Annotated in this window: 20 protein-coding genes; 14 read left to right on the forward strand and 6 right to left on the reverse strand. The window is 73.0% G+C overall.

Annotation, left to right across the window (positions count from 1 at the left end; all coding sequences use genetic code 11):
* Nucleotides 1-3: 3 nt before the first annotated feature.
* From asnB to QSK03_RS09910, 3 genes are all read left to right on the forward strand, one after another.
* A complete protein-coding gene (gene asnB / locus QSK03_RS09900; RefSeq protein ID WP_285651070.1) occupies nt 4-1,572 on the forward strand; it encodes an asparagine synthase (glutamine-hydrolyzing) in 1,569 nt (522 codons plus the stop codon).
* A 49-nt stretch (nt 1,573-1,621) separates the two neighbouring features.
* A complete protein-coding gene (locus QSK03_RS09905) occupies nt 1,622-2,452 on the forward strand; it encodes an aldo/keto reductase (RefSeq protein ID WP_285651073.1) in 831 nt (276 codons plus the stop codon).
* Between the two features lie 207 nt (nt 2,453-2,659).
* A complete protein-coding gene (locus QSK03_RS09910) occupies nt 2,660-3,292 on the forward strand; it encodes a TenA family protein (protein WP_285651076.1) in 633 nt (210 codons plus the stop codon).
* Here the strand turns inward: QSK03_RS09910 and QSK03_RS09915 are convergent.
* A complete protein-coding gene (locus tag QSK03_RS09915; RefSeq protein WP_285651079.1) occupies nt 3,289-3,696 on the reverse strand; it encodes an HNH endonuclease in 408 nt (135 codons plus the stop codon). The genes QSK03_RS09910 and QSK03_RS09915 overlap by 4 nt on opposite strands.
* 107 nt (nt 3,697-3,803) lie before the next feature.
* Between QSK03_RS09915 and QSK03_RS09920 the strand changes: the two genes are divergently transcribed.
* From QSK03_RS09920 to QSK03_RS09930, 3 genes are all read left to right on the forward strand, one after another.
* Nucleotides 3,804-4,838 carry an alpha/beta fold hydrolase gene (locus tag QSK03_RS09920; RefSeq protein WP_285651082.1) on the forward strand — a complete coding sequence of 345 codons (1,035 nt, stop codon included), beginning with the start codon at nt 3,804-3,806 and terminating at the stop codon, nt 4,836-4,838.
* 80 nt (nt 4,839-4,918) lie between these two features.
* A complete protein-coding gene (locus QSK03_RS09925; RefSeq protein ID WP_285651085.1) occupies nt 4,919-5,386 on the forward strand; it encodes a hypothetical protein in 468 nt (155 codons plus the stop codon).
* A 32-nt stretch (nt 5,387-5,418) separates the two neighbouring features.
* Nucleotides 5,419-7,056: a glycoside hydrolase family 13 protein gene (locus QSK03_RS09930; RefSeq protein WP_285651087.1), complete on the forward strand. Its 1,638-nt coding sequence runs from the start codon at nt 5,419-5,421 to the stop codon at nt 7,054-7,056.
* 14 nt (nt 7,057-7,070) lie between these two features.
* Here the strand turns inward: QSK03_RS09930 and QSK03_RS09935 are convergent, their stop codons facing one another.
* Together QSK03_RS09935 and QSK03_RS09940 are read right to left on the reverse strand one after the other, a co-directional pair.
* Entirely contained in the window at nt 7,071-8,363 is a 1,293-nt protein-coding gene (locus tag QSK03_RS09935; protein WP_285651089.1) for a DUF4032 domain-containing protein, read from the reverse strand.
* Nucleotides 8,360-9,409, reverse strand: coding sequence for a LacI family DNA-binding transcriptional regulator (locus QSK03_RS09940; RefSeq protein WP_285651092.1), 1,050 nt, complete (start codon nt 9,407-9,409; stop codon nt 8,360-8,362). Before QSK03_RS09940 ends, QSK03_RS09935 begins: the two co-directional genes overlap by 4 nt.
* Nucleotides 9,410-9,605: 196 nt before the next feature.
* On the opposite strand from QSK03_RS09940, the gene QSK03_RS09945 reads away from it, so the two are divergent.
* The 4 genes from QSK03_RS09945 to QSK03_RS09960 are packed head-to-tail and all read left to right on the forward strand — an operon-like array spanning nt 9,606 to nt 13,918.
* A complete protein-coding gene (locus tag QSK03_RS09945; RefSeq protein ID WP_285651094.1) occupies nt 9,606-10,907 on the forward strand; it encodes an extracellular solute-binding protein in 1,302 nt (433 codons plus the stop codon).
* A complete protein-coding gene (locus tag QSK03_RS09950; RefSeq protein ID WP_285651100.1) occupies nt 10,904-11,845 on the forward strand; it encodes a carbohydrate ABC transporter permease in 942 nt (313 codons plus the stop codon). The genes QSK03_RS09945 and QSK03_RS09950 overlap by 4 nt, the downstream gene beginning before the upstream one ends.
* A gap of 2 nt (nt 11,846-11,847) precedes the next feature.
* Complete coding sequence (locus QSK03_RS09955) at nt 11,848-12,681, forward strand: carbohydrate ABC transporter permease (RefSeq protein WP_285651103.1); 834 nt, start codon at nt 11,848-11,850, stop codon at nt 12,679-12,681.
* Between the two features lie 4 nt (nt 12,682-12,685).
* On the forward strand, nt 12,686-13,918 hold the full coding sequence (locus QSK03_RS09960; protein WP_285651105.1) for an ABC transporter ATP-binding protein: 1,233 nt from the start codon (nt 12,686-12,688) through the stop codon (nt 13,916-13,918).
* 349 nt (nt 13,919-14,267) lie between these two features.
* Here the strand turns inward: QSK03_RS09960 and QSK03_RS09965 are convergent, their stop codons facing one another.
* On the reverse strand, nt 14,268-15,215 hold the full coding sequence (locus QSK03_RS09965; RefSeq protein ID WP_285651106.1) for a hypothetical protein: 948 nt from the start codon (nt 15,213-15,215) through the stop codon (nt 14,268-14,270).
* A gap of 20 nt (nt 15,216-15,235) precedes the next feature.
* Entirely contained in the window at nt 15,236-16,591 is a 1,356-nt protein-coding gene (locus QSK03_RS09970; RefSeq protein WP_285651108.1) for a calcium:cation antiporter family protein, read from the reverse strand.
* 205 nt (nt 16,592-16,796) lie between these two features.
* Here QSK03_RS09970 and QSK03_RS09975 point away from each other — a divergent pair, with 205 nt between their 5' ends.
* The 3 genes from QSK03_RS09975 (at nt 16,797) to QSK03_RS09985 (ending at nt 19,528) form a co-directional block, all read left to right on the forward strand.
* A complete protein-coding gene (locus QSK03_RS09975; protein ID WP_285651109.1) occupies nt 16,797-17,663 on the forward strand; it encodes a mechanosensitive ion channel family protein in 867 nt (288 codons plus the stop codon).
* Between the two features lie 95 nt (nt 17,664-17,758).
* Nucleotides 17,759-18,682 (forward strand): serine hydrolase, encoded by a 924-nt coding sequence (locus QSK03_RS09980; RefSeq protein WP_285651111.1) that lies wholly within the window; start codon nt 17,759-17,761, stop codon nt 18,680-18,682.
* A gap of 27 nt (nt 18,683-18,709) precedes the next feature.
* Nucleotides 18,710-19,528, forward strand: a complete 819-nt coding sequence (locus QSK03_RS09985; protein ID WP_285651113.1) for a serine hydrolase domain-containing protein — start codon at nt 18,710-18,712, stop codon at nt 19,526-19,528.
* A 103-nt stretch (nt 19,529-19,631) separates the two neighbouring features.
* Here the strand turns inward: QSK03_RS09985 and QSK03_RS09990 are convergent, their stop codons facing one another.
* A complete protein-coding gene (locus QSK03_RS09990) occupies nt 19,632-20,363 on the reverse strand; it encodes a YaaA family protein (protein WP_285651114.1) in 732 nt (243 codons plus the stop codon).
* An 18-nt stretch (nt 20,364-20,381) separates the two neighbouring features.
* On the opposite strand from QSK03_RS09990, the gene QSK03_RS09995 reads away from it, so the two are divergent.
* Complete coding sequence (locus tag QSK03_RS09995) at nt 20,382-21,281, forward strand: phosphotransferase (protein ID WP_285651115.1); 900 nt, start codon at nt 20,382-20,384, stop codon at nt 21,279-21,281.
* Nucleotides 21,282-21,303 lie beyond the last annotated feature (22 nt).

The following is a 21,303-nucleotide window of genomic DNA, read 5'->3' on the forward strand; positions in this document are numbered from 1 at the left end:
GATGTGGGACGCACCGTGTGCGGAATCGTCGCGGCGTACGGAGACATCGACCCCGAGAAATGCGAGCGGATGCTCGCCCGCATCCACCACCGAGGACCGGACGACACCGGTCGGGTGCACCTCGACACCGCGTGGCTCGGCCACCAGCGTCTTTCGATCATGGACGTCACGGGCGGCAAGCAGCCGATCGCCGACGACACCGACTCCGCCTACGTGGTCGGCAACGGCGAGATCTACAACCACGAGGACATCCGCGACGTCCTCTCCGAGGTCCGGTTCGCGACCGACTCCGACACCGAGTCGGCCTTCCGCCTGGTGCTGCGTGACGGCTCGGCGGCCCTGCACGAGGTGCGCGGCATGTTCGCCCTCGCGATGGCCCACACCGACGGCCGCGGCGCCGTCGCCCGCGACCCGATCGGCATCAAGCCCCTCTACTGGGCCCGTCTCGACGGCGTGACGCTCTTCGCGAGCGAGCTGCGTGCCTTCGACCCCGAGGACCAGCCGGCCGTCGAGGCCTTCCCGCCCGGGTACGTCTGGACGCCCGGCGTCAACGGCGACGACGTCGCCGAGGGCGCCATCGTCCGCTTCGCCGACGCCGTCCCGGTCGAGGTGCGCCCGGCGCGCTACGCCCCGGACAAGCAGTGGACCGAGGAGGACCTCGGCCACATCCGCGACGTCCTCTCCGACTCCGTGCGCCGCCACATGATGAGCGACGTGCCGGTCGGCGTGTTCCTCTCCGGCGGGCTCGACTCCGCCATCGTCGCCGCGGTCGCCGCCAAGGTCGCCGACGAGAAGGGCGAGCGTCTGCCGACGTTCGCCGTCGGCACCGAGGGCTCGGGCGACCTGCTCGCCGCGCGGGCCGTCGCCGAGTACCTCGGCACCGACCACCACGAGATCATGCCGACCGCTGACGACCTCGAGTCGGCCCTCGACGAGGCCGTCACGGTCATCGAGCACTTCGACCCGGCGCTGGTGCGCTCCGCGGTGCCGAACCTGCTGCTCGCGCGCGAGGCGGTGAAGCACGTCAAGGTCGTGCTCACCGGCGAGGGCGCCGACGAGCTGTTCGCCGGCTACGAGTACGTGCACGCCGAGGAGTACGGGACGCCGGACGCGCTCCAGGCCGAGCTGGTGCGCTCCATCGAGATGCTGCACGAGCTCAACCTGCAGCGCTGCGACCGCACGACGATGAACTACGGCCTCGAGGCCCGGGTCCCGTTCCTCGACGCCACCGTCATGCGCGAGATGCTCGCGATCCCGGCGGAGTGGAAGCTGAAGATCCACGACCGCACCGAGAAGCAGCTGCTGCGCGAGGCCTTCGACGGGATGGTGCCGCACGACATCATCTGGCGTGGCAAGGAGCAGTTCGGCGACGGCTCCGGCGCCAAGGACGTGCTCTCCAAGCTCGTCGAGAAGGAGAAGGCCAAGGAGGGCGCGCAGGACGCGGAGCCCCCCACGGTCGAGCACGGGTGGGCGCTGCGCAGCGACGAGGAGATCGCGTACTACCGCACGTGGCACCGCTCCTTCTCGGGTGTGCGCCCCGATCGCACCCTCGGCGCGTTCGCCACAGCCTGAGGCCCTGTCCGGAGGTTGAGGCTCGCACCACCTCGGGTATTCGCCTCTCATGAGCGATGTCCCCGGTATCGAGCTGAACAACGGCACGACGATCCCGCAGCTGGGGTTCGGCGTGTTCCAGATCGACCCGTCGGACACGGCGGAGTCCGTGACGACGGCGCTGGACATCGGCTACCGCCACATCGACACGGCGCAGATGTACGGCAACGAGGCCGAGGTCGGCGAGGCGATCGCGAAGTCGTCCGTCCCGCGCGACGAGCTGTGGATCACGACGAAGTGCAACAACGGCAACCACGGCTACGACGACTCGCAGCGCGCCCTCGACGAGAGCCTGGGCAAGCTCGGGCTCGACTTCGTCGACCTCTACCTCATCCACTGGCCGCTGCCCGGCAAGGCGCTGTACGTCGACACGTGGAAGGGCTTCGAGCAGGCCTACGCCGACGGCAAGACCCGCGCGATCGGGGTGTCGAACTTCCAGCCGCACCACCTCGACCGGCTGAAGGAGGAGACGAGCACGACCCCGGCGATCAACCAGGTGGAGCTGCACCCGCAGCTGCAGCAGGCCGCCGTGCTCGCCTACGACGACCGCCACGGCATCGCCACCGAGGCGTGGAGCCCGATCGGCCAGGGCAAGGGCCTGCTGGACTCCCCGGAGCTCGCGCCGATCGCCGAGGCGCACGGCAAGAGCGCCGCGCAGGTGGTGCTGCGCTGGCACATCCAGATCGGCACGATCATCTTCCCGAAGTCGGTGACGCCCGAGCGGGTGCGCGAGAACTTCGACATCTTCGACTTCGAGCTCACCGCGGACGAGATGGAGACGATCAAGGGGATGGACCGGGACCGCCGTCTCGGGCCCGACCCCGACAAGTTCGAGCGCTGAGCACGTCCCCCGGCCGCCTCCCTCCCGCGCGGCCGGGGTGCCCCGCGGCCCGGTCATCGGCGGCAGCCCCCGCCCGCCGATGCCCGGGCCGCGCCACGTCCACCCCCGGTGTCCGAGGAATGCGGCTTTGCTGGCGTCACACACCAGGATCGCCACACGCTCGGTGCAGCGACACGCCGACCGAGAGCGAGGAGGGGAGCAGGCGCGATGAGCTTCTCCGACGACCTCCGCGCGGCGACCGCGCCGACGTGGGAGGCCGCGACCGGTCACCGGTTCGTCGACGAGCTCCGGTCCGGCACGCTCGACGACGCCGTGCTCGCCCGCTACCTCGCCCAGGACGCCCTGTTCCTCGACCGCTTCGTCGCCCTGCTCGGCGCCGCGGTGGCGCACGCCGACCGCACCGAGCCGCGGATGGCCGTCGCCCGCCAGCTCGGCTTGGTCGCCGGCGACGAGGACGACTACTTCACCCGCGCCCTCGCCCGGCTCGGCGTCACGGGGACCGCCGAGCCGCTCCCGCCCACCCGGGGCTTCCTCGCGCTCATGGACGACGCGCGACGATCGGCGAGCTACGGGCAGGTGCTCGCCGTCCTGCTCGTCGCCGAGTGGCTCTACCTCGACTGGGCTTCCCGACCCGGTCCCGTCCCCGACGACTGGCTGCACCGCGAGTGGATCGACCTGCACCGCGGCCCGGCCTTCGCCGCATGGGTGGACCTGCTGCGCACCGAGACCGACCGCGTCGCCGCGGGCGCCGACGCCGCGACCCGCGACCACATGGCCGCGGCGTTCACCCGCGCCGTGGACCTCGAGCTCGCCTTCTTCGACGCGGCGTACCGGGACTAGGCAGCGACCCGGTTCCGCAGTCGGCGCAGCTGGGCGTCGAGGTGCGGCCGCGCCCGCCGTTGCCCGCCGCGCTCGGCGATCGCCGCCGCCAGCGACACCAGCACCCGCTCGAGGCGAACGGCGTCGGGCGTCCACCCGCGGCGCTCGCACTCCTCGAGCCACTCGACGGCCCCGCGGTGCCCGCGCTCGCCGTTGCAGCGGCGGCAGGCGGCGACCTCGTTCTCCAGCCACGACGGGCCGCCCTTGACCTTGGGGACGACGTGGTCGGTGGTGGCCGCGACGGTGCCCGTCAGCGGGCGGGCGCACCAGAGGCAGGCGTCGCCGTCGCGCTCGCGCGCGGCGATCAGCCGCTCGCGTCGCCCCGGCTGCCGCATCAGCTCCATGGTGCCACCGGACCAGCGCACGGCGGCGACGTTGCGGTCCCGTGACGAAGCGGGTCCGGACGATGTGACAGCGGTCACCGACGTGCTCCCATCGCGGAGATCGCCACTGCCCGAGGAGGTCCCCGCCGATGCCCCCGCCCACCGATGCCCAGCTCTTCCCGCTCGGCGACGTCGTCCTCCAGCACGGGATGACGCTGCCGAACGCCCACCTGGCGTACCAGACCTACGGCACGCTCAACGCCGACCGCTCCAACGCGATCGTCTACCCGACCTGGTTCTCGGGGTGGCACACCGACAACGAGTGGCTCATCGGGCCGGGCATGGCGCTCGATCCCGCCGAGTGGTTCATCATCGTGCCGAGCATGCTGGGCAACGGGCTCTCGAGCTCGCCCAGCAACACCCCGCAGCCCCACGACCGGGCGCGCTTCCCGCACGTCACGTTCCACGACCAGGTCGCCTGCCAGCACCGTCTCGTCACCGAGCACTTCGGGATCGAGTCCCTCGCCCTGGTCACCGGCTGGTCGATGGGCGCGGGCCAGACCTACCAGTGGGCGGTCAGCCACCCCGAGATGGTCCAGCGCGCCGTGCCGTTCTGCGGCTCCGCGATCACCGCCGACCACAACAAGGTCTTCCTGTACTCCCTCGGCGAGGCGATGCGCGCCGACGCGACCTTCGCCGACGGCTGGTACACCCCCGACCGGCTGCCCCTGCGCGGCCTGCGCGCCTTCGCCCGCATCTACGCCGGCTGGGGGTTCTCGCAGGCCTTCTACTGGCAGGAGGAGTGGCGCAAGCTCGGGCACTCCTCGCTCGAGGACTTCCTCGTAGGCTTCTGGGAGGGCTTCTGGCTCGATGGCCGCGACCCGAACAACCTGCTCGCGATGCTGTGGACCTGGGAGCACGGCGACGTCGGGCAGACGCCGGGCTTCGACGGCGACACCGTCGCGGCACTGAACTCCATCCGCTGCCCGCTGCTCTCCCTGCCGGCCGAGAAGGATCTCTACTTCCCGCCCGAGGACGAGGAGTGGTCGTCGCAGCACATCCCGCGCGGCGAGGTCACCGTCATCCCGGGCGTGTGGGGTCACTTCGCGGGCGGCGGGAAGAACCCGGTCGACACCGCGTTCATCGACGCGGCGATCGCGGAGATGCTCAAGCGTCCGGTGTAGATCGCTCGCGCAGGTGCCGCGGCGGTGGGTGCCGTCGGCGGAGTGTCCTACCGGTTGTGCACGTCTAGCGTCAGGGAGTGATGACCACCAACGGCACCGTGCCCCGCCCCTCCGACGTGAGCGGGCCGATCCTGACCGAGGCCGCCCGGCGCATGCTCCCCGTGCTCGCCGGGCGTGTCCTCGCGGCGCTGGTCGACCGCGCCGTCGAGAAGGTGGACGACCTCGCCGACCGGATCGGTGAGCGCAGCGCCGAGCGCGAGCCGCGCCAGGACGAGGACCAGGGGCGCGTCGGCGCGGCCGTCGGTTTCCTCCTGGAGCAGGCGCGGCTCTTCCTCGCGTTCGTCGTGCGCCTCGCCGCGCAGGCGCTGGAGATGCTGCGTCGCGCCACCGAGCGTCTGCGCGAGCGCCGCGCGCCCGAGGGCATCGACGAGGCGCCGGAGCCGGAGGACGTCCTGGACCCGGACGAGGTCGACGACGAGGTCGACGACGAGTTCGACGACGAGTTCGACGACGAGGACGAGCAGGAGCGCGCCACGGTCCGCGCCTGACGCCTCACGCGGCGTTCGGGACACTGGGCTCCATGTCCGATTCGCCCTGGTGGCGCGACGCCGTCATCTACCAGGTCTACATCCGCAGCTTCGCCGACGCGGACGGCGACGGCATCGGCGACATCGCGGGCATCCGCGAGCGCCTGCCGTACCTGGCCGCGCTCGGCGTCGACGCGCTGTGGATCAACCCGTGGTACGCCTCGCCCCAGGCCGACGCGGGGTACGACGTCGCCGACTACCGGGCGATCGAGCCCGCCTACGGCACCGTCGCCGACGCCGAGAAGCTGATCGTCGACGCGCACGAGCACGGGCTGCGGCTGGTCCCCGACATCGTCCCCAACCACACGTCGGACCAGCACGTCTGGTTCCGGGCGGCGCTGGCCGACGAGCCCGGGGCCCGCGCCCGCTACGTCTTCCGGCCGGGCTCCGGGCCCGACGGCGCCGAGCCGCCGAACAACTGGCGCTCGCACTTCGGCGGCCCGGCGTGGACGCGGGTGGCTGATGGCTCCTGGTACCTGCACCTGTTCGACCCCGGACAGCCGGACCTGAACTGGGCGAACCCCGAGGTGGCGGCCGAGTTCGAGGCGGTCCTGCGGTTCTGGTTCGACCGGGGTGTCGACGGGTTCCGCATCGACGTCGCCCACGGCCTGGTCAAGGACCCAGCCCTGCCCGACCTCACCGACCCGCGCGACCAGCTCGGCCGCTCCTACCCGGCCGGCGGGCACCCCTACGTGGACCGCGAGGGCGTCGAGGAGATCTACGAGGCCTGGCGGCGGGTGGCCGACTCCTACCCCGGCGAGCGCATGTTCGTCGCCGAGGCGTGGACGCCGGCCCCGGAACGACTCGCGCGCTACGTCGCCCCCGGCCGGCTCCACACGGCCTTCAACTTCGACTACCTCGTCGCCCCGTGGGACCCGGCGGCGCTGCGCGAGGCCATCGACGTCACCACCGGGCACCTGCGGGCCGCGGGCGCCCCGGCGACCTGGGTGCTGTCCAACCACGACGTCGTGCGCCACCCGAGCCGCTACGGCCGGCCCACGACCGAGCGCGAGGAGGTGCCGACGTCCACGGTCGCCCGCGACGGCGCCACCGACCTCGTCCTCGGCACCCGCCGCGCCCGCGCCGCGCTGCTGCTCGAGGCCGCGCTGCCCGGCGGTATGTACGTCTACCAGGGCGAGGAGCTGGGGCTGCCCGAGGTCGAGGACATCCCCGACGACGCCCGCCAGGACCCGACCTGGCAGCGGTCCGGCTTCACGGTGCGCGGGCGCGACGGGGCCCGGGTGCCGCTGCCGTGGTCGGCGACGGCGGGCACGTCGGCGGGGTTCAGCCCTCCCGGTGCGACGGCGCCGTGGCTCCCGCAGCCCGCCGGCTGGACGGACTACGCGGCGGACCGTCAGGAGGGGGACCCGGACTCGGTCCTGGAGCTCTACCGCGCCGCGCTGCGCCGCCGCCGCGCCCACCCGGCGCTGGGCGACGGCGACATGGCGTGGGTGTCGGCTCCCGGCGACGCGGTGCTGCACCTGCGCCGCGAGCCGGGGTTCGCGTGCGTGGTGAACCTGGGTCTGGAGCCGGTCGACCTGCCCGCCCACGACGAGGTGCTGCTCGCGAGCGTGCCGCTCGAGGGCGGGCGCCTGGGCCCGGACGCGGCGGTGTGGCTCGCCGTCAGCTGATCACCGACGCTGCCTCACCACTCGGGCGGCACGGGCGGCACGGCGGGGTCCGCCTCGACGACCGGGATGTCCGAGGCCGTGTCGACCACGACCGAGCGCGCCGCGGAGTCGGCCGGGGCGCGCTCGGCGAGCGTCGCGAGCGCCCGCGCGGTCCCGACGTCGGCGCCCTCGGCCTCCGAGAGCAGCCACCGCACCTCGAGGAGGTCGCAGTAGGCCTGCACGGGCGTGCCGACGTGGCGCACGGCGGCGTGGGCGCGGCGCATGCCCGGCGCCAGCACGTCGTGGCGCCAGCTCGCGATCGCCTGCTCCTCGGTGATCCGGCGCTCCGGGTGCTCGCGGGCGATCGCGCGCTGGTGGGCGCGCAGGTCGCCGAGCAGGATGCGGGCCTGGCCCTCGCCCACCTCGAGGCCCGTCAGCTCCCGCAGGTAGCGGGCGTGGTGGTTGCGCTCGCCCACCGCGACGCGGAGCCGGACGACGCCGCCCTCGGTGTCCTCCGCCGGCGCCAGGCTCACCTCGTCGACGACGTAGCCCAGGTCGTTGAGCTCGCGGACCGTGCTCTCCACCCGGTAGCGGTCGCCGAACGCGAACTGGGCCTGGCCGTGCAGGACGTTCCAGAGCACCTCGTAACGCGCCGGGAGCCCGGTCGCCTCCTCGATGAGCTGCTCCTCGATCTCGGGCGGGCGCCCGAGGCTCGCCGCGAGGTCGGTCATCCCCGAGGCCACGTTCTCCTCGAGGATCTCGAGGTCCTGGGCACGCTGCCCGTCCGAGAGCGACGGGTGCACCTCGCTGGTCTCGGCGTCGACGAGCCGGGCCGCGAACAGCTGGCCGTCCCGGGAGAACAGCGTGTTGGCCAGCGAGCAGTCGCCCCAGTAGACGCCGTGGCGGTGCAGCTCGACGAGCAGCCCGACCATCGCGTCGAAGAGCCGGGCGCGCTGCGCGGGACGATTCGGGGGCAGCCGCGCGATGAGACGCCGGTACTGCCAGGAGCCGGTGAGGTAGCGGGTGAGCAGGATCGAGCAGTCCTCGCCGGGCTGGGTCACGAGGCCCGCGGGGCGGACGGCCGGCAGGCCCGCGGACTCGAGGTGGCGCAGCACGTCGAACTCGCGCGTCGCGATCCGCGGCGGCAGCTCCTTGAGGGCCCACAGGGTCCCGTCGACCTCGACGAAGCGCACGAGGTGGCGGCTGGGGCCGACGGGCAGCTCGCGCAGCGGGACCGCCGCGGGGTCCCACTCGCCGAGCGGCCGGTCCCACGGCAGCGCGAGCAGCCCCGGTGTCGGGGCGCGGAGACGAAGATCGGGTGCGGTCATCGCGGTGCTCCCGGTGGTGCGGTCGTGCCGCGCAGCACGAGCCGGGTGGGCAGGGTCTCGGCGGGCGGGACCCGCTCGGTGAGCCCGCCGCGCAACGCCGCCAGGACCATCTGGCCGGCCCGCCGGCCCTGCTCGCGGACGGGCTGGGCCACGGTCGTGAGATCGGTGAGCGCGGCCAGGGGGTGGTCGTCGACGCCGATCACGGACAGGTCCCCGGGCACCCGCAGGCCGGCGCGGCGCAGGGTGCGGACCGCCCCGAGCGCGGTCTCGTCGTCGTGGGCGAAGACCGCGGTGGGCGGGGTGCGCAGCCCGAGCAGGCGGGCCATGCCGTCCGCGCCGCCCTCACCGCCCCACGGCACGGTGACCAGCAGCTCGTCGTCCGGTTCGATCCCGGCGTCGCCGAGCGCTGCCCGCCAGGCCGAGGTCCGCCCGTCGGGGTCCGGGGCGAGCTGACCCGCGTCCTCGACGGCGATCATCCCGATCCGCCGGTGGCCGAGGTGGAGCAGGTGGTCCATGGCCTGGCGTCCCGCCCGGTGGTCGTCGATGCCGACCGACGGGTAGGACGCGACCCGGCCGCCCGCGGCCACCACGGCGACCCCCAGGGACGCGAGGCGCTCGTGCTCGGCCTCGTCGACGGCGAAGGCCAGCACGACCACGGCGTCCACCTTGCGCCGGGCCGGCAGCCGGGCGAAGAAGGCCGTGCGCTCCTCGGGCCCGCCGACCCGGAACAGCACGAGGTCGAGATCGGCGCCGCGGAGCTCGCCCTCGAGGCCCTCGAGCAGCTCGCCGAAGAACCACCGCGACGGGTGCGGCACGAGCACCGCGACCCGGCCCGTCGGCCCCCCGGCGAGCCGGGCGGCCTCCGGGGAGGCGACGTAGTCGAGCTCCTCGGCCGCTTCCCGCACGCGGGCCCGGGTCGCCTCCGCGACGTGGGGGTGGTCGCCGAGGGCACGCGACGCCGTGGCCGCCGAGACCCCCGCCCGCCGGGCGACGTCGTCGAGCGTGGGACGGACCGTCGCCCGCCCGTCGCTCGTGTCCCCGGTCACAGCAGTTCAGCATGGCACGGTGCTGGAAGCGCTTCCAGAGCTGCGGCGACGTGCCCCGGAAGGGGATGCGCCGACGCTGCCCCAGATGTCCCATTGCGCTCGGTTCGTCGCTCTTCGTGCTTGACTTGTGAGACCTGTATCACCAGTCTCGCACCGCAAGCGCTTCCAGCTCACAGCAGTGCGGGAGGGGAGACCGATGCGAGGCCCACGACGGCGGCTCACCGCGGTGGCCGCCGCGATCGCGGTGATCGCCGCGCTGTCGGCGGCGTGCAGTTCCGCGCCGGCCGGCCCCCCGACGCTGACCTGGTACATCAACCCGGACGACGGCGGCCAGACCGAGATCGCGGCGCGCTGCACCGCCGCCGCGAACGGGCGCTACACGATCGCGACGTCGACGCTGCCGCGCCAGGCCTCCGAGCAGCGCCAGCAGCTCGTCCGGCGCCTGGCGGCCAACGACTCGTCGATCGACATCATGAGCATCGACCCGCCCTACGTGCCCGAGTTCGCGCAGGCGGGCTTCCTGGCGCCGATGCCTCCGGCGGTCGACGCGGCCGCGCGCGAGGACCGCGTGCCCAGCTCGATCGAGGCGTCGACCTGGCAGAACCGTCTCGTCGTCGTGCCGTTCTGGGCGAACACCCAGCTGCTCTGGTACCGCAAGGCGGCCGTCGCCGCGATGGGCCTCGACATGAGCCGGCCCGTCACCTGGGACCAGATCATCCAGGCGGCCGCGGCCAACCGGACCCAGATCGCCGCCCAGGGCGTGCGGGGCGAGTCGCTGACGGTGTGGGTCAACGCGCTCGTCGAGTCCGGCGGCGGCTCCATCATCACCAACGTCGGCGAGACCGACCCCGCGCTCATCCAGCTCGGCCTCACCGCGCCGCCCGGGATCGACGCCGCCCGCATCTTGCGGGAGTTCGGTGACGCCGGCGTCGCACCGCCCGGCTTCCCGACCGCGGACGAGGACACCAACGCAGAGTCCTTCCAGTCCGGCTCGGCGGCGTTCATGGTCAACTACCCGTTCATCTGGGGGAAGGCCAAGTCCGGGGTCGAGGAGGGCACCCTCCCGCAGTCCGTTCCCGACGACTACGGCTGGGCGGTCTACCCGCGCACCTTGCCGGACCTACCCAGCGCGCCGCCGCTCGGCGGCATCAACCTCGGCGTGGGCGCCTTCAGCGAGCACCCGGACCTCGCCTACGAGGCGACGACCTGCATCTCGAACCCCGAGAACTCCGCCTACTACTTCGTCTCCAACGGCAACCCGTCCTCGCGGCTCTCGGTCTTCTCCGACCCGGCGGTGCTCGCGGAGTTCCCGATGGCCCCGGTCATCCGCGACTCGCTGACCCAGGCCGAGCCCCGCCCGCAGACCGCCTACTACGCCGAGGTCTCCGGCGGCATCCAGCGGACCTTCCACCCGCCGGGAGCGGTCGTGCCCGGCGCCACCAACCAGGCGGCGACGGACCTCATCACCGCGGTGCTGCGGAAGGAGGCACTCCTGTGACGACCACGGTCGAGAGAACCGAGGCGGTCGCCCCGGTCTCGAGCACGAGCGACAAGTCACGGGCCGAGCGGCGCCTCGGCTGGTACCTCGCGGGCCCCGCCTTCGCCGTGATGCTGCTGGTCACGGCCTACCCGATCGTCCAGGCGGTCTTCGACTCGCTGTTCGACTACCGCCTCACCGACCCGCAGAACTCCGCATTCGTCGGCCTGGGCAACTACGGCGTGATCCTCACCGACTCGGTGTGGTGGACGTCGTTCGGCGTCACCGTGCTGATCACGGTCGTCACGGTGGCGGTCGAGCTCGTGCTCGGCTTCGCGCTGGCGCTGGTCATGCTCAACGCGCTGCGGGGCCTGCGCCCGGTCCTGCGCACGGTCATCCTCATCCCCTACGCGGTGATCACCGTGGTGTCGGCGTTCGCCTGGCAGTTCGCCTTCAGCGTGGACTCGGGCTTCGTGAACGCCTGGTTCTCGTTCCTCGGCACCACCGCCGACACCGACTGGTTCGGGACGCAGGGCTCGTCGCTGTTCGTCATCTGCCTGGCCGAGATCTGGAAGACGACACCGTTCATCTCGCTGCTGCTGCTCGCCGGCCTCGCGCAGGTCCCGGACGTGCTGCAGGAGGCGGCGAAGGTCGACGGCGCGACGTGGTGGCAGCGGATGCGGCGGGTCACCCTGCCGAACATGAAGGCGGCGATCATGGTCGCGGTCCTCTTCCGCACCCTCGACGCGTTCCGCGTCTTCGACTCGGTGTTCGTCATGACCGCCGGCGCCAACAACACCGAGACCGTCTCGTTCCTCGCCTACCGCCAGACCATCGAGCGGGTGGAGATCGGGCTGGGCTCGGCGGTCTCGGTGCTCCTGTTCCTGTCCGTCGTGCTGATCAGCGTGCTGTTCATCAAGGGCTTCAAGGTCGATCTGTCCCAGGCGCGAGGGGAGTAGCGATGTCCACTCGCGAGAAGGTCGGCTGGGGGATCGGCGGCCTGGTCATCATCGTCTACTGCCTCTTCCCGGTGGCGTGGATCGTCTCCCTGTCGTTCAAGTCCTCCGACGACATCGCCAACGGGCAGTTCCTGCCCACCGTGTTCTCCGGCGCCAACTACGAGCAGATCCTCGTCGGCGACGCGGCCGGGCTCTTCCTCCCGGCGCTGGTGAACTCCTTCGGCATCTGCCTGATCGCCACGTTCGTCTCGTGCCTGCTGTCGATGTTCGCGGCCTACGCGATCGCCCGGCTGGACTTCCCGGGCAAGAAGCTCATCCTGTCCACCGCGCTGGCCGTGGCGATCTTCCCGGTGATCTCGATCGTCACGCCGCTGTTCAACCTCTGGCGCCAGATCGGGCTCTACAACACCTGGCCGGGCCTGATCATCCCGTACCTGTCGCTGACGCTGCCGATCTCGATCTGGACGCTCTCGGCGTTCTTCCGCGAGATCCCGTGGGAGATGGAGCAGGCCGCGCAGGTCGACGGGGCGACGCCGTGGCAGGCGTTCCGCAAGGTGATCGTGCCGCTGGCCGCGCCCGGTGTGTTCACCACCGCGATCATCGCGTTCTTCCTCGCCTGGAACGACTTCGTCTACGGCATCTCGCTGACCTCGACCGAGGCGGCCCGCCCGGTGCCGGCGGCGCTCGGTCTGTTCTCGGGCGCCTCGCAGTTCGAGTCGCCGAACGGCCCGATCGCGGCCGCCGCGGTGATCGTCACGATCCCGGTCGTGCTCCTCGTCCTGCTCTTCCAGCGGCGCATCGTCGCCGGTCTCACCAACGGCGCCGTGAAGGGATAGAACCATGGCCTCGATCGAGATGTGCCACATCGTCAAGCAGTACGGCGACGGCTACCCCGCCGTGAACGACGTGAGCCTCGACATCGCCGACGGCGAGTTCATGATCCTGGTCGGGCCGTCGGGCTGCGGGAAGTCGACGCTGCTGCGGATGATCGTGGGGCTCGAGGACATCACCTCGGGCGACATGGTCATCGGCGGGGCGCGGGTCAACGAGAAGGCGCCCCGGGACCGCAACCTGTCGATGGTGTTCCAGAACTACGCGCTCTACCCGCACCTGAGCGTCTACGAGAACATCGCCTTCCCGCTGCGCCTGGCGAAGGTGCCCGACGACGAGGTCCGCAAGCGCGTCGAGGAGGCCGCCGGCGTCCTCGAGCTCCGCGAGCACCTGCAGCGCAAGCCCGCGAACCTCTCCGGCGGCCAGCGCCAGCGCGTCGCCATGGGACGGGCGATCGTGCGGGCGGCCGACGCGTTCCTGTTCGACGAGCCGCTGTCCAACCTCGACGCGAAGCTCCGCGGGCAGATGCGCACCGAGATCGCGCGCCTGCAGCGCCGCCTCGGCATCACCACGGTCTACGTCACCCACGACCAGACCGAGGCCATGACCCTCGGCGACCGCGTCTGCGTGCTGCGCAAGGGCGTCATCCAGCAGGTCGCCTCGCCGCGCGAGCTCTACGAGCAGCCGGTCAACCTGTTCGTCGCGGGGTTCATCGGGTCGCCGCCGATGAACTTCCTGCCGGCGAGCGTCGACGGCACGAGCCTGTCGACGCCGTTCGGGACGGTCGAGCTGGGCGCCGAGCGCGCCGAGAAGATCCGGGGCCACGACCTGCTGCTCGTCGGCATCCGCCCCGAGTACTTCGAGGACGCGAGCCTCATCGACGAGGCCAAGAAGCCGCACGGGTCGACGTTCACCGCGCGCGTCGACGTCACCGAGTGGCTCGGCGACGCCCAGTACGCCTACATCCCCTACGAGGCGCCGGCCGAGATCGCCGAGCAGCTCAAGGAGCTCTCGCGCGAGCTCGACTCCGACCAGCTGCGCACCCAGGCCGTGGTGTCGATCGACTCGACGAGCCGCATCCGGGAGGGCCGCGAGGCGGAGTTCTGGCTCGACACCCGCAAGGTGCACGTCTTCGACCCCAAGACCGGCGAGAACCTCACCCGCGACGCCGAGGCCGGCCGGAAACTGACCGAGATGGCCGAGGAGGACCGCGTCGAGCAGGTCGGGCGGGCGAAGGTCTGACGGGGCTCTCCAGTTCGATCTCGCGGGAGTGTCACCAGCGGGGTCTGTCCGCCGGCTGGTAGCGGGCATCTCGTCGGGGAGTGTGCCGGCGCGAGCCCACAGCGACGTCCCGCCGAGGCGAGTGGCACGGTCGGCAGGCGGCCGAGGTCGTTGATCATGCGGAACGTGCGACTCGGTCGCGAGTGGGCGCGCGCTCGTCGTCGAGGTTCAGTTACTGGCTGGTATCCCTCGCGAGGCGAGGGATACCAGCCAGTAACCGGTCGACGCCCACACTGTCGTGGCGCCGGACCCGGTCAGGGCCGCGGAGTGCCGCCGGATCACCGACGCCGGAGGCCGGGGCGAGTGAGGCTCAGAGCCGGTGCCAGGCCTGGGCGAGCTGGGAGGCGATCGGGGTGACGACGCGGCGGTCGTTCCAGTAGTACGGGTGGGCCAGCGGGGTCCAGCCGAGCCACCACGGTCCGACGTCGACGCGCCGGTCCTCGGACACCGCCTTCGACCAGCGCTCGCTGAGCGGGCGCAGGGGTGAGGCGATCACGTCGTCGGGGTCGTAGACGTTGACCCACTCGCCGCCCTGCTCCGGGTGGCGCCGGGCGAAGTCCGGGTGCGGCACGGCCAGCGGCTCGCCGAAGCCGGGATGGCGCTGCGCCCACAGCGCCAGCGGGCTGCCGAGCGTGTAGAACCAGCCGAACGTCTCCCCGCGCTCGAGCGGGGTGTCGCCGAGGGCGGCGGCGGCCTGCGGCGCCAGCGGTGTCCCCGTGGGCACGCCCTGCAGGTCGTAGAGGAAGTCGCTGGCGACGACGCTGCCCAGGCTGTGGCCCAGGACGGCGAGCGGCGCATCGCCGCCGGCCTTCGTCGCGAGCTCGTGCAGGGAGCCGGCGAGGATCTCCTGCACGTGCTCGTAGTGCCCGGTGCCGTCGCGGCCCGAGTGGTAGGCGACGGCGTCGCCGAGGTAGTGCACGATCAGCCAGCGCAGGGTCGGGAAGTGCGCGTCGTCGAGTCCCGGCAGCCAGCGCAGGCCCGCGGTCGACGCGGCCGCGAGCAGCGCCGCGGTCGAGCCCTGGCTCGCGCGGGCGGCGAGGCCGTCGAGGATCCCGGCCAGCCGGCGGGTCCCCCGGCCGCCGATCCGGTCGCTGAGCGCCTCCTGGCCGGGCTCGAACACCGGCGCCCAGAACGTCGGTTCGATCACCAGCGCGTCGTCGGCCGGGACCCCCGCGATGCGGGTGAACTCCTCGCGCAGCAGGGCCGTCGCCCGGACCGCGTACTGCTCCCCGGCGCTCTCGACGCCGTGCACCAACATGACGGCGAGCCTGCGACGCGTCACTTCGACTCCGTCAGTTCGGCGTACGGGGTGCGGAAGCCGTCCTTGACCAGCGCTACGACGGCCTGCCGGCGCAGCACGAACAGCACGATCGCCGCGACGAGGTAGATGCCCGAGACGATGAGGAGCTCGGCCTCCTGGAGCGCCGCCGGGAGCGTCGCGGCCAGCACGAACTGGGCCAGGAAGAGCACGAGGAGGCTGAGCGCACCCAGGACCGTGATCGACAGCGTGACCAGCAGCGCGACGGCGAACAGCGACTGCGCCGCGGTGATCAGCAGTTCCTCGCGCTGGACCGCGTCCACCGGCAGGCCGTGCAGCGAACCCGCCGAGATCGCGAACACGATCGGCAGGGTGCCGACGAGCAGCGACCACTGGTTGACCTTCGACGAGACGAGTGTGGCCAGCGCGTCGGTGGTCTTGAGCTGCCAGGCGTACAGGCCCGCGACGAGCAGCTCCGGGGCCTCCGAGGCGAGGGGCGCGAGCCACTGGACGAGGAAGAACTGGCTGATGCCGAGCTCGGTGCCGGTCTCGACGAGGGAGTCGGCGAAGGGCTCCGCGCACGCCACGATGATCAGGGCGGAGACCACGAAGAGGCCGATGTAACCGGTGCGGCGTCGCGGCGCCTCCATCCGGCCGATCCACGCCGACGGCCCGATGAGGTCGGGGTCCTCGGCGGGTGCCTTCGAGACGCGGATGCTGTAGAGCACGAAGATGCCGACGAGGACGACGGTGTCGACCAGCGTGATGCTCTCGCGCAGCGGCAGGGTCAGCGAGTAGAGCGTCGCGACCAGCAGGAACACCAGCGGCACCGAGTCGGTGCGCATCAGCGTCACCGTGGTCGGACGACCCGGCTCGTGCGAGGTCCCGGCGCCGCCCGACTGCCCCGCGTCCGCGCCGCCGACCCGCAGGCGGATCGCCGCGAGCAGCACGACGAGCGCCCAGCCGACGCCGACGAGGATCCGGTTGGCGCCGGTCATGTTGGCGAGCGCGAGCCCGCAGGGCGACTGCTCGGCGGAGCCCGGTGGCAGGCACGTCGGGCCGTACTGGGCGTACGCGGCGCCGCCCTGGGCGGTGAAGACGAAGTCGACGGCGTACTCGGGCAGCACCGCCACCAGGGCGAGCAGCGCGATCGCGAGGCCGGCCGAGATGTCGACCTGCGCGGCCTCCGCCGCCCACGACAGCAGGAACGCGGCCCCGACGATCGCGACACCGAACAGCAGGGCGTCGACCGGCGGCGAGATGTGCAGGCCGCCGAACCGCAGCACGAGGCCGGGGACCGCGGCGGCCCCGGCCATCGCCACCAGCAGGGGGGAACGGTCGCCGCGACGGGTCGCGCCGGGGCTGCTGGTCGACATGTCCGTTTCTCTACCCCGCTCCCTGCTGCGGCACCCGCTCGACGCGCCCTTTCACATCCCGATCACGCCGGCACAGCGGGTCCCGGCGTCGAACGGCGGCACGTCGGCCCGCTGCCCAGGCGATTTGTCACGTCCCGCATTCTCCGGCACGGTGTCGTGCCGGCATCCCAGCCCGATCGCTCCCCGCTCCCCCGAGGTGGTTGCCGTGTCACCCCTGCCTGCCCTGTCCGTCGACGCCCTCATCCGCATCGGCGTGACCGTCGCCGTCATCGTCGTCATCGCCGTCGTGCTGCGGTTCGTGGTCAACCGCGTCATCAGTCACGTCTCCGCCGGCGCCGGCCTGCCCGGCATGCTCAGCCTGCTGCGCAGGCGGCGCGGGGTGACCGACGCCGACCGCATCCAGGCCTTCGGGTCCGCCCGGCGCGCGCAGCGTGCCCGCACCGTCGGCTCGGTGATCAAGAACGCCGCCACGATCCTGATCTTCGGGACGGCGTTCATGATGGTCCTGGGCCAGTTCGGCGTGAACCTCGCCCCGGTCCTGGCCTCGGCCGGCGTGCTCGGGCTCGCCATCGGCTTCGGCGCCCAGAACCTCGTCAAGGACTTCCTGTCGGGGATCTTCATGCTGCTCGAGGACCAGTACGGGGTCGGTGACCACGTCGACCTCGGCGACGCCGTCGGCACCATCGAGCGCGTCGGCCTGCGCACCACGACGGTCCGCGACGAGTCCGGCATGGTCTGGTACGTGCGCAACGGCACGATCGAGCGCGTCGGCAACGGCTCGCAGGACCACGCCGTCGCCGTCGTGGACGTGCCGCTGGCCCTCGACACCGACGTCACGAACGCGGCGACGATCGCCGAGGGGGCCGCCGCCGCCGGGATCGACGAGCACGGGCACGGCCACGACGTCCTCGACAAGCCGCAGGTGCTCGGCGTCCAGTCCCTGTCCGCCTCCGGCATGACGCTGCGGCTGACGGTCCGGACCAAGCCGGGCCGCCAGTGGGCCGTGCAGCGGGTCATGACCGAGCGTGTCGTTGCCGCCCTCCGGGCGGACGAGGTGGTCCTGGCGGCCTAGCCGCCCGCCGGGGGCGCGTGACCGGCGTGTGACGTCCGCGGCGACTGCCGTGTGTCGGCGCGCGGACCCCGCGGTCGGAGGCGCACGATCGAGGGGTGATCGTCGGCCGCCTCCGCCGCGGGACCCGTCTCGTCGCCGTGCTCCTCGCCGCGGCCGCTCTCGCCACCGGTTGCGCGCAGGTCCGGTCGTGGACGGGACAGACGCCGGCCCCGCCCCCGCCGGTCGCGGCACCGCCGCCGGTGGTGACCACACCGCCGCCGACGACCACGACCACGCCGACACCCCCGCCGTCGCGGGCGCAGGACGCCGTGGACGCGACCGGGCCGGCCGCCCAGGAGCGCGACGACGTCACCCTCGGGGTGGCCGTCCTCGACCGCACGACCGGGACGACGACCGTCAACGACGCCGGCGACACCCCGCTGCGCGCTGCGTCGGTGGCCAAGCTGTTCACGATCGTCGACATCCTCACCCGCCGGGAGGCCGGCCAGATCCAGACGAGCGGCGGCGACGAGCAGCGGTTCCGCCGCGCCCTGAGCCTCAGTGACGACAGCGCGATGAACGCCCTGTGGTCGAGCTACGGGGGGCCGGAGGGGATCCGGCGGGTGTCGGCGCTGCTCGGGATCTCGGAGACCAGCCCGCCCGACGACACCTCGCAGTGGGGCGAGGTCGAGACCTCGGCGCGCGACGTGGCGACGCTCTACAGCTTCGTGCTCACCCGCCTCACCGACGCCGACCGGGACTTCGTCCTGCAGTCCCTCGAGGCCGCCGCGCCCACCGCGGCCGACGGCTTCGACCAGGCCTTCGGGCTGCTCGACCCGTCCCGGCGCGGGACGGCGGCGGCGAAGCAGGGGTGGCTGTGCTGCCTGCAGTCGAGCATCGACCTGCACTCGACCGGTCTCCCGGACGCGAGCGGGCGCTACGTCGTCGTGCTGCTGTCCAACCAGCCGCGCGGCTACGACGCGGCGAAGAGCCTGCTGGACGACGCCGCGGCGGCGGCCCGCGACGCCCTGTCGGCCTGACCGGGAGCACACCTAGGGTCGGGCGCCGTGCAGAGCCTCGCCCAGATCGACGACTGGCCCGTCGAGCACGCCGCGGCCGGGGTGATCGCCGCCGACGGCGCCGTGCGCGGTACCCGCGGCGACACGGTCCGGCGCTTCCCGCTCGCCTCGGTGACCAAGCCCCTCGTCGCCACCGCCGCGCTCGTGGCGGTCGAGGAGGAGGCGGTGACGCTCGACCGGGCCGCCGGCCCCGAGGGCTCCACCGTGCGGCACCTGCTCGCGCACACCTCGGGGCTGGCGTTCGGGGAGCACCGCGTCGTCGCCGAGCCCGGCACGCGGCGGCTGTACTCGTCGGCGGGGTTCGAGGTGCTGGCCTCGACCATCGAGGACGCCACCGGCATCGGGTTCGCCGACTACCTGCACGAGGCGGTCCTGGCGCCGCTGGGGATGACGTCGACCACGCTCGACGGCTCGGCGGGCCACGGGGCGACCTCGACCGTCGACGACCTCCTGCGCCTCGCGGCCGAGCTCCAAATGCCGACGATCCTGCACACCTCGACCCTGGCCGAGGCGACGTCGGTGCAGTTCCCGGGGCTCAACGGCACGATCCCGGGCTTCGGGCACCAGAAGCCGAACGACTGGGGCCTGGGCTACGAGCTGCGCGACGGGAAGTCGCCGCACTGGACGGGGTCGGCGAACTCCCCGCGCACCTTCGGGCACTTCGGCCAGTCCGGCACGTTCCTGTGGGTCGACCCGGACGCCGGCGCGGCGTGCGTGGCCCTCACCGACCGCGACTTCGGCGACTGGGCGAAATCCGCCTGGCCGACCTTCTCCGACGCGGTCCTCGCGGAGCTCGCCGGGCCCTGAGCAACGAACTCCGAGGAGTTCGAGCAATGCGGCTTTCCTGGCACGTGACGCCAGGATCGCCACAGGCTCGCTGCCGCGACACGCCGAGGCGGGCCCGCTCGTGTCAGCGTGGGACGACGAGGACGAGGGCGTTCTCGCCGGCCTGCTCCACGGCGAGCCCCGCGTCGCGGAGGAGGGCGAGCACGCCGCCCGCGTCCTTCGGGCGGCGCCGGGACGCGGCGAGCAGGCGGGCCGCGTGGCCCTTGTGCGACTTGTTGGCGTGGCTGACGACCGTCCGGGAGCCGTCGGCGGCCTCGCTGTGCACGTCGAGGGCGACGGCCCCGCGCGCCGGCCCGAGCGCGGCGTAGGGGCCGGAGCGCAGGTCGACGACGAGGTCGTCCATCTCGTCGAACAGCGGCATCAGCTCGGGGCGCCAGGTGACGCGCAGACCCTCGCGCCCGGGCAGCGTGCTCCCGCCCGAGAGTCGGTAGGCCGGGATCGGGTCGGTGCCGCCGACGAGCCCGAACAGCGCCGAGCACACGAAGAGCCGCTGCCGCGCCGCGGTGGTCAGCGAGCCGGGCTCGAGCGCGTCGTAGAGCACGCCGGTGTAGCGGCGCAGCGCCGGCGCGGTCGGCGACGTCCACAGCGCCGCGTTGCGGGTGATCTCGTCGTCCTGGCGCTCGGAGATGTCCAGCGCCGTCCGCGAGGCGGGCAGGTCGGCGGCCAGCGCGACCACCTCGTCCACCAGCGCCTTGCGCGTCGGGTTCAGCGACGGGAACGACAGGGCGTCGAGGTCCAGCGGGCGCCCGCGGCCGCCGGGCGCCTTGGTCTCCGACGGCGGCAGGACGACGAGCACGTGCGGCACGGTATCCCCGTGGGCGAGCGCGGCACCGAGGCGTGGCGGCACGAGGTGCTGGCGTGGGTGGCCGCCACGACCGGCCTCCGCCCCGATGGCCCCGTCCGGCAACGGCACCGCGCCTGGTCGACGGTGCTGCGCATCCCGACGCGCGAGGGACCGGTGTGGCTCAAGGAGCCGGTGCCGGGGATGGCGCACGAGGTCGGCCTGCACGCGCTGCTCGCCCGTCTCGCTCCCGACGCCGTCGCCACCCCGCTCGCCGTCGACACCGACCGAGGCCGGCTCCTGCTCCCCGATACCGGCCCGAGCGTCCGCGACACCGGCGTCGAGCCGTCCGCCGCGATGACGGCCGCGCTCTCGCGGTACGCGCGGCTGCAGCGCGCGGTGGCCGGGCACGTCCCGCGGATGACGGCCCTCGGCGTCCCGGACGCGACGCCGCCCGCGCTGTCGGCCCGCTACGCCGAGGCCGTGGCGACGATCGGCGGGCCCGCGACCCACCGGGACGTGGTCGCCGGCTGGGCCGCCCGGCTCGACGGCACCGTCCCGTCCAGCGTCGACCACCAGGACCTGCACGTCGGCAACGTGCTCGTCGACGGCCGGTTCCCCGACTGGGGCGACGCGGTGCTCGCCCACCCCTTCGCGAGCCTGCTCGTCGCGCTGGGCTCATTGCGCCGGACGCTCCACGTGGCCACCGGGGACCCGGCGGTCACCCGCCCCCGCGACGCCTACCTCGAGGTGTTCACCGACCTCGCCCCGCGCGCGGAACTGATCGACCTCGCCGAGACCGCCTGCCGCGCCGCCGTCGTCGCCCGCGCTCTGACCTGGACCCGCGGCGCCGCCGTCGACCCGCGCTTCACCCACACGCCGCGCGAGGTCCTCGACGTCCTGGGTGACGCCGACTGGCTCGCAGGCACCTGAACCACGCTCCGTACCCTCGTCC

This window comes from Actinomycetospora sp. NBRC 106375 (genome assembly GCF_030269665.1).
GTDB lineage: Bacteria > Actinomycetota > Actinomycetes > Mycobacteriales > Pseudonocardiaceae > Actinomycetospora.